Source organism: Chromobacterium vaccinii, assembly GCF_000971335.1.
GTDB lineage: Bacteria > Pseudomonadota > Gammaproteobacteria > Burkholderiales > Chromobacteriaceae > Chromobacterium > Chromobacterium vaccinii.
The window spans coordinates 23,578-38,482 of the sequence record NZ_JZJL01000013.1 but is presented as its reverse complement, the minus strand read 5'-3'; the positions used below and the strand labels follow the sequence as shown (position 1 = coordinate 38,482).

Genomic DNA, 14,905 nt, shown 5'->3' with positions numbered 1-14,905 from the left:
TAGAAATATATGAAAGCAGTTGTTATCGGTTTGGGCTCTATGGGTAAGCGGCGTGTTCGTTGTTTGCAGGCATTGGGCGTGATGGACATTGTGGGCGTGGATTTGCGAGCGGACCGCCGCGACGAGGTCGCGCAGCGCTATGGCATACGCGTCGAGGCTGAGCTGGATCAACTGTGGACAAGTTTCGCGCCGGATGTCGCAATCATCTCGCTGCCACCAAAGGCCCATGTCGCAGCGATGCATGCCTGCCTTGCGCGCCGCGTGCCGTTCTTTGTCGAGGCCAGCGTCGTCGATGATGGCCTTGCCGCAGTCGTTGCGCTGGCGAAGCAAACCGGCGTGGTTGCTGCCCCGTCTACGACGCTGCACTTCCATCCGGCAATCGCGGAGATATCGCGCATCGTGCGCAGTGGGCGGTTGGGTAAGATATCAAACGTAATGCTGCACTCCGGCCAGTACCTGCCGGATTGGCACTCGTATGAGCCAGTTTCCGACTATTACGTCAGCGACCCGGCCACTGGCGGCGCGCGCGAGATTGTGCCGTTCGAAATGACGTGGTTCACTGAGCTGTTTGGGTTTCCGCGCCGTGTCGCAGGCCAGTATCGGAAAACAATCGACATCGCCGGCGCCGAGTACATCGACGATACCTACAATGGCCTCTTCGATTATGGCACTTTTCTCGCCACCATTACTGTCGATGTCGTGTCGCGCCATGCAACCCGCCGCTTGACCATCAATGGCGACAAGGCACTGCTGGCCTGGTCCTGGGACGAAGCCGCCATCAAGGTTTTCGACGGCGCAACCGCCCAGTGGACTGAGTTTGGCTACCAGATGGAACAGGCCGAGCCAGGTTACAACAAGAATATCGGCGAGAATATGTATATTGATGAGATTCGCGCTTTCCTGGACGCAGTCGCCGGCAAGGCAGCATTTCCGAATTCGCTGGAGCAAGATCACCGTGTGCTCAAATTACTGTACGCATTGGAGCGTTCTGATGCTACGGCGACTTTTCAGGCGATCTGATTATGCGCGTCGCTATTCTCATTACGGCGCGTATGGGTTCCACGCGCTTGTCCGACAAGCATCTGCGGGACATGGCTGGCCGTCCGGCGTTGCGCTGGCTGTTGGAGCGTATCTCAACTGAATTTCACGCTGAGCTCGATGGCGGCGCGGCCTCGCTGTGGATCGCAACTGGCAATCCGGATCGCAACGCAGGGTTTTCTGCGCTGACATCCGGCATTCCCGCGCAGCTATTCTTCGGTGCTGACGACAACGTTCCATTGCGCCATCTGCAAGTCGCGCAAGCTCACGGGCTTGATGCCTTATTGTCCATTGATGGCGATGACATCTTCTGCGCGCCGGAGGCGATGCGCGCGGTGTATGATGCGCTCGTTTCCGGAGCGTCTTTGGCCAAGACTAGCGGCTTGCCGTTGGGCATGAATGCCTGGGGATATGCAACGCCGGTACTGGAACAGGCGCTGCGCGGCGCGGACGCTTCGGTGCTCGAAACCGGTTGGGGACGCATCTTCGACGGCATGGCCGTTCATGAGGATGTGCTGTCCTGTCCTGGGGCCGAACAGGTGCGAGCCACGCTGGATTATCCGGAGGACCTCGAGTTTTTCGATGTGACGGCACGCGAGATCCAGGGGTGGGAGCAACTGCCTGCATCCGACTTGGTGCAGGCCGTGCTGAGCCGTGGACTGCATCGAATCAATGCTTCGGTTACAGAACAATATTGGGAGAATTTCAATATGGGCGTTTCTTCTGAACAAACCGCAACCCACGCCAAGTCGTATAGCGAGCGGCTGCATCGAGTGATCCCAGGCGGCGCGCACACCTATTCTCGCGGCGACGACCAGTATCCAGTCAATGCGCCGCAAATCCTTGAGCGCGCCAAGGGGAGCACCGTCTGGGCGGCTGACGGCCGCAGTTTCCTGGACTACGGCATGGCGCTGCGCGCCGTGTCCATCGGTTATTCCGAGCCCGCGATCAACGAGGCCGCGATTCGCGGCCTGGAGGCCGGCAACAACCTGACGCGCGCATCCATGATCGAGTTGGCTGCGGCTGAGCGACTGGTCGGCATGATCGATTCGGTTGATATGGTCAAGTTCACCAAGAACGGCTCCACGGCCACGTCCGCCGCGGTCAAGCTGGCGCGCGCCTACACTGGGCGCGACCTTGTCGCGCGCTGCGCCCAGCATCCCTTTTTCTCTTACGATGATTGGTTCATCGGCAATACCGCCATCACCAAGGGTATTCCTGTCGGCACCATTGAACAGACCAAATCGTTCGCGTACAACGACATCGGCTCCCTTGAGCGGCTGATCGCGGAATACCCAGACCAATTCGCCTGCGTTATCCTCGAGCCCGCTTCGACGGATACGCCCGCGACCTTCATCGGCCCTGATGGCCGTGAAGTCAACTATTTGCAGCAGGTCGAGACGCTGTGCCGCAAGCACGGGATTGTTTTCATTCTCGATGAGATGATCACCGGCTTCCGTTGGCACCTGAAGGGCGCTCAGCATACTTATGGCGTCACGCCCGATCTGTGCACCTTTGGCAAAGCGATGGCCAACGGCTTTTCTGTCGCAGCAGTGGCCGGCCGGCGCGAGTTGATGTCGCTGGGGTCGATCGATCAGCTAGGGCAGGAGCGCCTGTTCCTGCTCTCGACGACGCACGGCGCCGAGATGTGCGGCCTGGCCGCGTATCTCGCCACGATGGATTTTCTTGAAGAGCATGCCGTCGTCGATCACTTGTGGACGTATGGCGCCAAGCTGCAAGCTGAGATCAACGGAGCAGCCGAGCAGGCCGGCATCGCAAAGCATTTCTACGCGGCCGGCCCCGCAGTCAGCCCCTACTATGCGACAGTCACTGGCGAGGGCGCGCCTTGGCTTGAGCTCAGAACCTTGTTCGCGCAGGAAATGATCAAGCAGGGCGTGTTGATGCCCTGGCTGGCGCTTAGCTATCGCCATGGAGACGCCGAGCTGGAAAAGACCCGCGAGGCGCTGGCTGCCGCAATGGATGTGTGTGCGCGCGGCGTCGCTGAGGGGGTCGACAAGTATTTGATCGGTCCGGCGATCAAGCCCGTGTTCCGTCGTTTCAACTAATCACTCAATGATGTCCAAATCGATGACGCTTGATTCATCCCTGTTGCAGGACAAGACAGTCGTGCTGGTCGGCGGCGCGGGCCTGCTCGGCAAAGCTTTTGGCGAGTCACTGCTGCGCCATGGCGCGCAGCTGATCGTGGCCGACCTCGACGAGGAGCGCTGTCGCGCTGCTTGCGATGAGTTATCGGCCAAAGTCCCCGGCGCGCGCGTGATCGCGGAAACCGCCAATATCACGGTGCGCGAGTCGCTCGATGCACTGATTGGCCGCATCCAGACACGGTGTGGCAAGATCGATGCTGTCGTGAACAATGCCTATCCGCGCAACAAGCAGTATGGACGCAAGCTTGAGCAGGTTGAGTATGCGGACTTCTGCGAGAACGTCAGCATGCACCTGGGCGGCTATTTTCTCAGTACGCAGCGCTTTGCCGAGTTCTTCAAAGTCCAGGGCTTCGGCCATGTCGTCAACATCTCGTCCATCTACGGCAACGTCGCTCCGCGGTTCGATATTTACGAGGGAACGGCGATGACGATGCCGGTAGAATATGCGGCCATCAAATCGGCGATCCAGCACCTGTCGTTGTACTTCATGCGCTACTACCAGGGCACGGCGTTACGCTTTAATGTGCTATCGCCGGGAGGAATCTTTGATCATCAGCCCGAACCTTTTCTGGAGCGCTACAAGGCGTATGCCCAGCACAAGGGTATGCTGGCGCCGGCTGACGTGGCCGGTACTCTGGTGTACCTGATCTCAGATCTATCCTCCTACGTGAATGGTCAGAACATCGTTGTCGACGATGGCTGGTCGAAGTGAGCGCCGCTATGCATCAAGTTGCTACTATCGCAGCCGGCCAACTCGGCCGCCGCCAGCCTGGCTTGGTTCTGATCGAAGAACTGTTTACCGGCGACGGTTACCAGCCCGGTGAGCAGAGCGTACGCTGTATTTTCGCTGTATTGTGGCCGCAGGCTAACGAGGCGTCCGAGCGCCTCGCCACCGCCTGACTATCATGCTGTACGTTCTCGTCAACAACGACTATCAGCTGTACGCGCTGCGCCGTCACGGCATCGCGGCGCTAGGTGGAGGTGCCGGCGTGGCGCTGATCGCGGTGCCGCACGCGCTTTCACTTTCGAACGGTACGGCTGACTTTGAGTCTGTATATCTCTTCGACACGCCGCAAGGCCGCGTCCGGCTGCTGCGTATGTTGTGGCGCTACCGCGCGCTTGGCCATGATATTGCCCAGATGCTGCATCCTGGCCCCGGCGATACGCTGCTGTTCTTTACCGAGGTTGAGTGGCTCAATCAGATTATCGTCCAGTACTTCCGTAGCCGTGGAGCGCGTGTTGTGATGCTGGAGGACGGCGGTTTCGGCACCTACATTCCGATGTCGGTGCCAGCCAGCGAGCCGCTTAGCGTGCGCGAGCGCTGTAGTCAAGCCGCTTTCCGTCTGGTGCCAGGGCTGGGGCGCAGCCGGTTTTTTAAGGTAAATGGCTTGGTGTTCCCGCGGCTGCCTGACGATGCGATCGACGCAATCGCGTTATACCGGGACGTGCGACTGCTCCGCGATGTGCCGACGAGCTGTGTGCGTAAGCCTGCGCGCAGGCGTTGCGAGATTCATCGCGGCACAGTCGTCTTTCTGAACGAGCGGATGTATGATCATTATCAGACCGGCGAGACCTACATCGCGGGTTTGCGCCGACTGATGCGGATGCTGACGGACGGCTATGAGACCGTGTACTTCAAGTTCCATCCGCGTGAACCGCAAGAGTGGAAAGCTCGGATCTGCGAGCTACTGGCGCGCGAGTTTCCGTCGGTTAGTGTCATCGATCAGCCTGGCACGATCGAGGAGATGATTCTGGACTATCGTCCAGAGGCCTTGGCATCCTACTTTTCTGCCGCTTTGCTTAGCATTGAGTATGAGGGTATCGAACCCTTGTATCTCTATCACTTGCTCGATGATCTGGCGGAGCAGCCCGTCTTCATGGGCGTGACCCGCATTCTGCGGGTCTGGGGCTATCGTTTCGTAGAGGACGGCGGTGTGCGTGCCGGTTATCATAGCGGCATCACCGATAGCGATCCCGCCGCGACCATCGACCTTAGACAACTACTGGTGTTGGCGTCCGGTGCCAGCGACGACCGGACATACTCAGTATCCCAGCTTGCGCATCGATCGCGTGGCTCCGCCCAAGGTACTGACGCGTACGAGCATCCGCAGGACAAGCAGAGTCTAAGGAGGCCCCATTGATTGCTTGTGGTTCAAATTCCCCCGCCCTCTCAGTCGTGAGAGTGGCCCGCGATCGCTTGATTGGAGGTGCGATCGAACCTTCACCAGCTACGCAACTAAGCACAGTAATTCGATTGATGGACTCCAAGATCATTACTATCTCGGGCTACGGCCATGACGGCATCCAGATGTTGGCCGTCGATTCGACTGAGGCTGCACAAGAATTCGGCGATGAGCTGACACCTTTCACCCAGCTTGCCAAGGCTGGCGGGGGGGAGGTGATGGTGGGACCCCGCGGATGCCGAATGCTCAATGCCATTGCGATTTCACATTTGCAGAAAGCGGGCGCCGCGGCGGCTGGAGTTAAAGGCAGTTTGCAGCACGCTTCTGGTGTGGCATCTGTGAGGTGCGTACGTGGCTGAACGACGAGTTGACACGCCTGGCAACGCCTTCGACCATCCGACCAAAGTTCTGCATTTGGGGAAATACTTCCATCCGGATGCTGGCGGCATTGAGACGGTTACCAAGGATATCGCGCAAGGAGCTACTCTGGCGGGCTATGAGGTCACCGTGTTGTGCTTTGGCGATGTCGTGAGTTTGCGTCGCGAGCGGATCGGCGATGTCGAGGTGTTGCGCGCTCCAGTCTGGAAGAAGACCGCCTCGCAGCCCATCAGCTGGCAATATTTTTATGCCTTTCTGCGGTGCGCGCGGGAGTACGACATTGTTCATGTGCATGTCCCCAACATGCTGGCCGCACTGGCTATTGTCGTGGCGCGGTTGCCGGGCCGGGTTGTCGTGCATTGGCACAGCGACGTCATCAACAAGGGGTGGCTGGGCCGGATGATGTATCCATTGGAGCGGCTGTTGTTGCGCCGCGCCGATGCGGTGATCGCAACGTCACAGGCTTATGCCGACGCTTCGCCGCTGTTGCGTCGTTTTCGCGACAAGGTCCGCGTGGTGCCAATTGGCATTGAAGATCCCGATATTCTCGACGATGACCATGGGCCTGGCTTGATCCTGGCGCCCGCAATAGGGAACGCAGAGCAGCCCAAAGCCTCGCGCGCTGATGAAAAGATCGTGTTGGCAGTCGGCAGGTTGGTGCCATACAAAGGCTTCGAGGTGCTCGTCGATGCCGCGCGTGATCTGCCGTCTGGTTGCCGAGTTGTGATCGTCGGAGGCGGCGAGCGCCGCGCCGAGCTAGAGGCTCGCATCGCGTGGTATGGCGTCAGCGACCGAGTGCAACTGGCCGGACGGCTCGACGACGCGTCGCTGCGCGAGCTATTTCAGCGCGCGACGTTGTTCTGCCTGCCGTCGGTCTCGCGCGCAGAGGCGTTTGGCGTTGTGTTATTGGAAGCGATGGCACACGGGTTGCCAATCGTGGCGTCCAACATCGCTGGCTCAGGCGTGCCCTGGGTCAATAGTCATGGCGAAACCGGATTGAATGTGCCGGTTGGTGACGCGCGGGCATTGGGGGCGGCGATTGTTTCCCTGTTGAGCAAGCCACAGACACTTGAGCGCATGCGCGTGGCCTCGCGCCGCCGCTTTGAGACCGAGTTCACGGCCATAGTGGCTACGCGCCGGGTGTTGGATCTTTACGCAGCCTTGGCGGTGTCGCAGCGAGGAGACTTCATCGCATGATTGCGTGGATAACAGGCTCCGGCGTGGGCTCTGTCCTACGGGGCGTGTGCGGCCTGGTTTCTCGTGCTCGGGTGCTGGCGGTATATTTTTCGTTTTCGGCCTGTGCGAGCGTGGTGGGGCTGCTGACTACGCTCTTCATGATCCGCCACGTCGCACCGGACGAGTTTGGCCGGCTGGCCATTACGCTAGGTGCCCTGATGATTGCCAATGCCGTGATCGGATTCGGCGCGGATAACTTGGTTGCAATCAACAAGGCCAAGCTTGATGCTGAGGGCTATACGGCATTCCGTCGCTCTTATGGTCACTTCGCTTTGATGACGTTTGCGATTAGTCAGGTAGTTGCTGTGCTGGTCTGGCTTTCAGGCCGGGTTGACGGTCTAGTGCTGCTTGTGCCTCTGATGGCATTACTCAAGTTCTTCGTTACCATGGCCAGCATTGAGTATGTGATGGAGCAGCGTGCCGTTGCCTACGGTCTGGTACAACTTCTGACCACGGTGACTGCGACTGCCGCAACCGTTGTGCTGGTATTGTGGGTATCGTCGAAGGCTGAGTCGCGCATTGCCGCGTTGATGCTGGCCGACGGGATTCTACTGGCGGTCCGTTATGGGTTGAGCCCCACAGTGATCACGTCTTGGCGCTTTGATCGCGAGGCCTTCGGGCGCATTGCCCGTTTCGGCGCGCCGCTGATGATCTCGGTTGGCCCTGCCTACCTGCTCAACGAGGCGGACAAAGTTGTTGTTGCGCAACATCTGGACCTAGCTGCGGCCGGCATCTACGGCGCAGCATGCACTATCGCCGGTTTCATGATGACCTTCATCACGGCGCTGCTCAACGCCTCGGTGCCGAAGCTCATGGCCGCGTTGAAAGAGGGGCGGAAGGCACCATTGCGCATAGCGGCGATTTACATCGTTAAGTTCTGTAGTTTGTCGATCGCTTTTGCTGCCCTTTTCCTGGCCGCGTATACACTTGCTGCGGGGCATCTCCTATCTGCACGCTACACAGAGGCCATCCCTATCGTCTATGTGTTGGTGGCGATGATGCAGTGGCGCTGCGCCTACGTGATTGTGGGCACCGTGACGGATTTTTTTGGCATGACAACCGAGAAGCTGACTGGCTTGGTGTTCGCGGCGGCTGTGACTTTGGGTAGCATTCTGTTGCTGATCCCGCACTTTGGCCTGTTCGGCGCAGCTTTCGGCGTTGGGCTCGGCTACGCAGCACTTGCCGGCTGGCTGATGCTGGCGTTGGCGCGGCGCCCCTTCATTCCCTATACGGTGTGATCATGCTAAGTAGATTGATCCTTTACCTCCTCGGCGCTCTGCGTGTCGATTGTATTGCCGACAGCTGGGCGAGTATGCTGGCGCGGTTGCGTGTGCGTCGCCTGCGGGCTCGCGGAATTCCATTATCCTTTGTGCCGCAGGGTGGATACGATTTTTGCATTGCGGGCGATCTGTCACGCTTTCATATTGATTCGACTAGCCATATCAAGTCTGGAACCTTCATTGAGTGTAGCGGTGGGGTTAGTATTGGTCGATATTTTCATACGGGGCGAGGGTTGACTATTTTTTCATCAGCTCATGATTATAAGGGAGCGCAAAAAATACCCTACGATGAAAAAATAATACTTAAATCAGTACTGATTGGTGATTTTGTTTGGTGTGGTGTGAATGTGACAATTCTTCCTGGAGTGAAAATCGGCGAGGGAGCTATTGTTGCTGCGAATTCAGTGGTGACAAAAGATGTCCCCGATTTGGCTGTAGTTGCAGGTAATCCAGCGAGAATTATATCAAGACGAGATGCGGATCATTTTTATCAGCTGAAAGATGATTCAAAATATTATTAATTTGACATGTTGAAATGCATCATGTGGGTGATAGAGAAGCTATTGAGGTTTTGCTATGGCTATATTTCCAAGGTTTGGAATAGTCAATATTATAAATATCCTGGAATTGATGGTACGGTGAAGTTTTCTGCCTCATTTCCGGGGTTTGTGAGGTTGATTTTTCCTGAGCGTTGTGTAATCGGTGAGCGTTCGGTCATCAATGCGGGTGCTGTTATTCATGCAGCTGGGAGAGTGGTGATTGGTAAGTATGCTCATATCGGTCACGGGTTGACCGTGTATTCGTCAAATCATAATTATAAGAGTGCAAATGCGATACCCTATGATGACCTTGATATAGCGTCTCCGGTTGTTATTGGGGATTTTGTATGGATTGGCGCAAATGTTTCGATTGTGCCTGGGGTCAGTGTTGGTGAAGGAGCTGTTATTGCGCTTGGCGCAGTCGTGACAAGAAATGTTCCTGTTGGTGCTGTCGTTGCCGGCAACCCCGCGCGGATCATTGGCCAGCGGGACATGGCGCTCTATCAACGTCTAAAGGCCCAAGGCCGCTTCGCCTGAAATGAATGGAATTCCTATGATCGAAGAGATTCGCGACGGCGATACCGTCATGGCGCTCATCCTACGCCACAATTACAAGGCCGACGGCATCAAATTCCTGACACCGGATTCGTATTCTCAGCAATTGGGCTACATGAATCGACCGCAGGGTTACGTCATCAAGCCACATGTGCACAATCCCGTCAGCCGCGAAGTCCAGTACACTAATGAGGTGCTCTTCATCAAGAGCGGCCGCGTGCGCGTAGACTTTTACGGCAACGACCAACAGTATCGAGAGAGCCGCATGCTGGAGTGTGGCGATATCATTCTGTTGATTGTAGGCGGTCATGGTTTTGAGATGTTGGAGGCCAGCGAGATCGTTGAGGTCAAGCAGGGGCCCTACGTCGGCGAGCACGACAAGATTCGCTTCGAGCCGGTTTCGGCCGACCAAGTCAAGTTTTCCAGCCACTAAAACGGCACCAGACTGAGAGAAACATCGACATGATCCCTGTGAATCAGCCGTTGCTGGACGGCAACGAGAAACGCTACTTGCTCGAGTGCATCGAATCGGGTTGGATCTCCTCGGAAGGCCCCTTTATTAGGGATTTTGAGGAGAGGTTCGCGGCCCGTTTCAATCGCAAGCACGCAATCGCGGTATGTAACGGCACTGCGGCGCTGGATGCCGCCATTGAGGCGCTGGGCATTGGTCCAGGGGACGAGGTCATCATGCCTTCGTTCACCATTATTTCCTGCGTGATGCAGATTGTGCGCAATGGCGCCAAACCGGTGCTGATCGATGCCGATCCGCGTACCTGGAACATGAACGTGAGCGCTATCGAGTCGCGCATCACGCCGAGCACCAAAGCCATCATGGCGGTTCATATCTACGGTTTGCCGGTCGATATGGATCCGCTGCTGGAGCTGGCCCGCAAGCATGGCCTCAAAGTGCTGGAAGACTCGGCGCAGATGCATGGCCAGACCTATAAGGGCCGCGCCTGCGGAAGTCTCGGCGACATCAGCACCTTCAGCTTCTATCCCAACAAGCACATCACTACCGGAGAAGGCGGCATGATCGTCACGGATAGTGATGAGTTGGCCGAGCATTGCCGCAGTCTGCGCAACTTGTGCTTCAAGCCTGAGAGCCGTTTTGTACATGACCGGCTTGGCTGGAATCTGCGCATGACCAGCATGCAGGCTGCGCTGGGTTTGGCACAATTGGAGCGTCTGGATGAATTCGTTGTGCGCAAACGGCGCATGGGCGCGCTGTATCAGGAGTTGCTCGGCGATTTGGATGGCGTGCAGCTGCCGCTGGCATCGACCGACTACGCCGACAGCATTTACTGGGTTTTCGGCTTAGTATTGGATGAGCGCCTGGGGCTGACTGGCGCCGATGCGATGAAGCGTCTCGCTGCCGAGGGTATTGGCAGCCGGCCATTTTTCTACCCGATGCATCAGCAACCTGTGCTGCGCAATATGGGGGCGATCGCTGCGTCGGACCATTGCCCGGTTGCCGAGCGCTTGTACGAGCGCGGTTTTTACATTCCGAGCGGGCTGGCTCTGACCGAAGACCAGATCCGCACTGTCGCCGCCACCGTACGCCGTATCCTGACTCTCTGAATGAAGCCTCAAGACCCTCTTATCGTCGTCGATCTGCGTACTTGGCCTTGGACCGGAATCGGCCGGGTCACGCGCGGCATTTTCCAGTGCGCGCGCGATCTGGAGTCCGAGTTTGAGACCCTTTACATCGTCAATGACAGCACGGCCATCCCGGATGGCCTGCCGAATCTGATCCGTTTTCGCTCGTCGCCATTTGGGCGTGGCGAGCAGATTGAGTTTCGTCGCTTGTTCGCGCGTCTGCGTGACCGGCGTGTGATTCTGCACTCGCTCAACTTCAATGTCCCGCTTTGGCTGCCCAAGCATGTAAGCCTGGTCGCGCACTTCTACGATGTGCTGACAGATACTGGAGAGTTCCGCACGCCGCTTCATCGCTTGGCCTACAACGCCTATATCTGGAGCCTGAGGCGTCATCGCGCGACGATCCTGGCGCAATCGGACTACACCGCGCAGCAGATTGCGAAGCACCACCCCTTCCATGAGGTAATTGTTTGTCCGCATGGTTACCGAAACTACATGGAGCCGCTCGAGGCGGATTTACAGGCCGCTTATGGATTGCGGCGACCCTACTTCCTGTACATCGGGCTCAACAAGCCGCGCAAGAACCTGGATGGCCTGTTGACCGCTTATCGCGACGCGCTGAAAGCGAATCCTGCCATCGGTTATGATCTGGTCGTCTGCGGTCCTATCTTCGAACGCACATCGATGGGTTTCGATGTCCGGACTGCGGTCAACGCCGAGTCAGCGCTGGCCGGGCGGGTGCATTTGTTGGGCTTTATCCCAGAGGAGCATCTCCACGCCATCTATCAGCATGCCAGCTTGTACGTTGTGCCGAGCCACTTGGAAAGCGGCTATAGCTACCCGGCGTTGGAGGCCCTGACCACTGGGACGCCGGTGCTGCTCAATCAGGTTGACATGTACAACTATGCGTCTGCCGGCGAGGGGGTGTTTTTCTTCGACGGCAGCTCGAAGACTGGTACGGGCAGCCTGCGGGCCGTGTTGGCCGACATGCTGGCACGTCCTGGCTTCGCGCGTGTGGATCCTGCGCAGTGCGATGTTCTCGCGCGTTTCAATTGGGATCGCGTCAAGGACACAATGAGATCGCTGTACCGACGATCATGATCCCATATCTATTCGTATTTGCCGCGTTCTTGACCATGTTTCTTGTGCTGGAAACAACCGTGAGAAACCGCGTCCTTACCCGTGCTGAGTGCTGGGTATTGGTGCTGCCGCTGGCCATATTCGCCATCGGATATGCGGGACAGATTGGTACTGATGTCAAGAGCTATCAGAGGTTGTTTGACATCGCCGAGGATTTTCCGCTTGAGCCTGGTTTCTCTGCCCTCATGATTGGGGCCAAGTCGCTCGGGCTTGACTATTTCGACTTTACTCGCTTGCTGGCGCTGGTTGAGATACTGCTGTTGATGTCGGTTGTGACGAGGCTGCGCGACCCGCTGTTTTTCCTGCTTTTCTACTTGAGTTCGTTTTATCTGAACTTCCAGTTCAATGCGGTCCGCAACTCCTTCGCGTTATTGATTGTCGCATCCCTGTATGTTCGCTTGCAGAGGGCCAGCCTATTGGCATTGTTGTCTTCGACGGCTATTCATTACTCATCACTGATATCTCTGGCGTTGCTGCGATTGTCTCTGAGCCGGCGTCAATGGCTTGCGATTGGGTTGGTGAGCGCAGCCGGTTGTGGCATCGCGCTGGCCTGGCTGAAGTCCGATCTGCTGACGGTTGTTGATTTGTCCGGTTACAAGGGCTATCTGGAGCAGCAATACGAGAGCAAGGCGGTATATCCAGCAGTGCTGCTGAAGCTGTTGGTGGTCTGGTTGATGTATCGCAATGGTGGTAAACGTTTCTACTTGGCCGCGTATGCAATCTTCGTAGTGCTGGTCCACGCGGTGAGTCCGGTTCTGAGCCGTCTGGGCGATCTGGTGTTGTTCTTGATGCTGCTGGATTTCTGTGCCAATCATCGATTGGTTCGGCACCGGTTGCTGGCGATTGGCGTGACTTTATTGCTGGTGCTGAGCAGCCTGATGATTCCATGGAGCGATTGTCAGAATGGTAGTGATGGAAACTGGTGTCTGTCTGGAGATACTATTTGGTAACGATCCAACAATACATTTATTGATTAGTCTTTGGTGCCCAATGCCTTATTGCGGTAGTTGGCTGATCTTGAGTGGTTGAGTTTTACCTATATGTTGTAGCTAGTTTGCGGAAGTGCTTGCCTGCGTAAGTTAGCACCGAGTGGTTGGCGAGCAAGAAACACCGGTTTCACACCATGCGTTGGGCCGGCTCTGACAAACCTTTAAATTTATGACTGCCATGATCGATATTAGCGTCATTATCCCGACCTTCAACCGCATTGGGTGCCTGCCAGATGCACTGGACAGCGTATTCAGCCAGCCCGGCGTGCGGGTCGAGTGCATCGTAGTCGACGATGGATCAAGCGATGGCACGGTCCCCTACATTCGTGAGCGCTATAAAGAGCGCGATTTGATTGTGATTGAGAAGCCGTCCCGTAGCGGCCCGCAAGTTAGTCGTAACCTTGGCATGGAGGTTGCTAGTGGCGAGTTTGTAACCTTTCTCGACTCCGACGATTATTTCGAACCTAATACTCTCGCCGAGCGGGTGCTGCGATGCCGGGAGCAAGGGCTGGATGCGTTATTCTCTGGTTATCGGGTCCAGTTTGTTGGAAATCAATGGGATTTGGTGAAGAACATCGACCGTAGTTCTCGTATCTGCCCAGTTGATTATTCGACTGCTCTTCTTGATTTCAAAATCGCACCGACCAGTTCAATCATGTTTCGGAGGGAGCCCCACGCCGCACTCAAGCTAGATGAGAGCCTGGTTTCCGGGCATGACGATGATTTATCTCTGCGTCTGATCCGCGCTGGACGTTTTGCTTTCGATGATACCCTGGCGATGGCCCTTGTTCATCATCCTGGCGAGCACGTTGCTACGCCGCGTAATCTGATGATTGGTGACGCGCAGCTACTGCAGAAGTACGCTACGGACCTTGTAAGACTGCATGGCTGTGGCTATCTAAACCGACGTCGTGGGCAGGCGTTGGCCGGATTGTGGAGCGTGGGCCAGTTCAAGCGCACCGCGCAGCTGTGTCCGGCTGCTGCGGACCACGGTTCGATGGCTGTCGCGCTGGCGCTGGGCGTGCTGTATTTGCCACGTCGCTGGTGGGGCTCGCTACGGAAGCGCATTATGATGCGTGTGGTGCGTGTGGTGCTTTGATTGATGGTGACTGATCGTATGAATACCCAGAATTCTGGACAGGTTTACGTTCTGATTCCTTCGCATAACCGTCGCGATATCTTGTGCGCTACTTTGACCAAAGTACGCGCGCAGTTGCCGCCCAAGACGGCGCGACTGATTGTTGTCGACGCAGGCTCGACCGACGGTACTCGGGACGCGGTTAAAGCGCAATGCCCATCGGCCGAGATCGTCGACGGGCATGCCGATATGTGGTGGACGGCCACCGTCAATCATGGCCTGAAGCATATCGCGAAGACAGCGCGCGCTGGTGATCGTGTATTGCTTATGAATGATGACATCGATCTGGCTCCCATGGCGTTAATTCGCTTGCTGGAGGCATCGGAGTTGGAGCCTGGCGCCGTGATTGGAGCGGTGAACATCGTGCATCGGCCCGGTGAAGAGGCTCAGGTGTACTTTTGCGGCGGCCGTTATGACCTACGCTTCGCACGGCATAAGGTCAATATCAGGGGGGGGCACCCTGGCATGAGCCCGCGTCACGTTTTCTGGAAACCGATTTCCTGTACGGTCGGCTGCTGGTGATACCGTGGAGTGCTTTCGAGGTGGGCTGCGGTTTTGACGAGGAGGTTTTTCCTCAGTACTGTGCCGACGAGGATTTTGCCTACGGAGCGAAGCTGCGTGGCTTCAAGGTTCTCGTGGATAGCAGGAGCGTCGTCTACGTTAATGAG

14 protein-coding genes and 1 pseudogene are annotated in these 14,905 nt (G+C 56.9%); all 15 read left to right on the top strand.

The window, feature by feature from the left end; all coding sequences use genetic code 11:
• Nucleotides 1-9 precede the first annotated feature (9 nt).
• The 15 genes and pseudogenes from VL52_RS08725 to VL52_RS08660 all read left to right on the top strand — a co-directional run bounded on the left by VL52_RS08725 (nucleotide 10) and on the right by VL52_RS08660 (nucleotide 14,759).
• Nucleotides 10-1,020, top strand: a complete 1,011-nt coding sequence (locus VL52_RS08725) for a Gfo/Idh/MocA family protein (protein WP_046156664.1) — start codon at nucleotides 10-12, stop codon at nucleotides 1,018-1,020.
• Nucleotides 1,021-1,022: 2 nt separating this feature from the next.
• Nucleotides 1,023-3,104: a glutamate-1-semialdehyde 2,1-aminomutase gene (locus VL52_RS08720; RefSeq protein ID WP_144410197.1), complete on the top strand. Its 2,082-nt coding sequence runs from the start codon at nucleotides 1,023-1,025 to the stop codon at nucleotides 3,102-3,104.
• Nucleotides 3,105-3,114: 10 nt separating this feature from the next.
• A complete protein-coding gene (locus VL52_RS08715; protein ID WP_200895974.1) occupies nucleotides 3,115-3,915 on the top strand; it encodes an oxidoreductase in 801 nt (266 codons plus the stop codon).
• A 193-nt stretch (nucleotides 3,916-4,108) separates the two neighbouring features.
• Nucleotides 4,109-5,344, top strand: coding sequence for a polysialyltransferase family glycosyltransferase (locus VL52_RS08705; RefSeq protein WP_046156662.1), 1,236 nt, complete (start codon nucleotides 4,109-4,111; stop codon nucleotides 5,342-5,344).
• A gap of 116 nt (nucleotides 5,345-5,460) precedes the next feature.
• Nucleotides 5,461-5,745 (top strand): hypothetical protein, encoded by a 285-nt coding sequence (locus VL52_RS08700; RefSeq protein WP_046156661.1) that lies wholly within the window; start codon nucleotides 5,461-5,463, stop codon nucleotides 5,743-5,745.
• Nucleotides 5,738-6,961, top strand: coding sequence for a glycosyltransferase (locus tag VL52_RS08695; RefSeq protein WP_046156660.1), 1,224 nt, complete (start codon nucleotides 5,738-5,740; stop codon nucleotides 6,959-6,961). Before VL52_RS08700 ends, VL52_RS08695 begins: the two co-directional genes overlap by 8 nt.
• A complete protein-coding gene (locus VL52_RS08690) occupies nucleotides 6,958-8,238 on the top strand; it encodes a lipopolysaccharide biosynthesis protein (RefSeq protein ID WP_046156659.1) in 1,281 nt (426 codons plus the stop codon). Before VL52_RS08695 ends, VL52_RS08690 begins: the two co-directional genes overlap by 4 nt.
• 356 nt (nucleotides 8,239-8,594) lie before the next feature.
• Nucleotides 8,595-8,753 (top strand): annotated as a pseudogene (locus VL52_RS25725) (DapH/DapD/GlmU-related protein); the annotation flags it as partial.
• A 69-nt stretch (nucleotides 8,754-8,822) separates the two neighbouring features.
• Nucleotides 8,823-9,356 carry an acyltransferase gene (locus tag VL52_RS23835; RefSeq protein ID WP_160298928.1) on the top strand — a complete coding sequence of 178 codons (534 nt, stop codon included), beginning with the start codon at nucleotides 8,823-8,825 and terminating at the stop codon, nucleotides 9,354-9,356.
• A 16-nt stretch (nucleotides 9,357-9,372) separates the two neighbouring features.
• Nucleotides 9,373-9,807, top strand: coding sequence for a hypothetical protein (locus tag VL52_RS08685; RefSeq protein WP_046156658.1), 435 nt, complete (start codon nucleotides 9,373-9,375; stop codon nucleotides 9,805-9,807).
• Nucleotides 9,808-9,836: 29 nt separating this feature from the next.
• A complete protein-coding gene (locus VL52_RS08680) occupies nucleotides 9,837-10,952 on the top strand; it encodes a DegT/DnrJ/EryC1/StrS family aminotransferase (RefSeq protein WP_046156657.1) in 1,116 nt (371 codons plus the stop codon).
• Nucleotides 10,953-12,071 carry a glycosyltransferase gene (locus VL52_RS23230; protein ID WP_052729225.1) on the top strand — a complete coding sequence of 373 codons (1,119 nt, stop codon included), beginning with the start codon at nucleotides 10,953-10,955 and terminating at the stop codon, nucleotides 12,069-12,071.
• Between the two features lie 59 nt (nucleotides 12,072-12,130).
• The gene (locus tag VL52_RS08670; protein WP_160298927.1) at nucleotides 12,131-13,060 is read left to right on the top strand and encodes an EpsG family protein; all 930 of its coding nucleotides are present in this window, start codon (nucleotides 12,131-12,133) and stop codon (nucleotides 13,058-13,060) included.
• Between the two features lie 208 nt (nucleotides 13,061-13,268).
• On the top strand, nucleotides 13,269-14,198 hold the full coding sequence (locus VL52_RS23225) for a glycosyltransferase family 2 protein (RefSeq protein ID WP_052729224.1): 930 nt from the start codon (nucleotides 13,269-13,271) through the stop codon (nucleotides 14,196-14,198).
• Nucleotides 14,199-14,216: 18 nt separating this feature from the next.
• Nucleotides 14,217-14,759 (top strand): glycosyltransferase family 2 protein, encoded by a 543-nt coding sequence (locus tag VL52_RS08660; protein WP_160298926.1) that lies wholly within the window; start codon nucleotides 14,217-14,219, stop codon nucleotides 14,757-14,759.
• Nucleotides 14,760-14,905 lie beyond the last annotated feature (146 nt).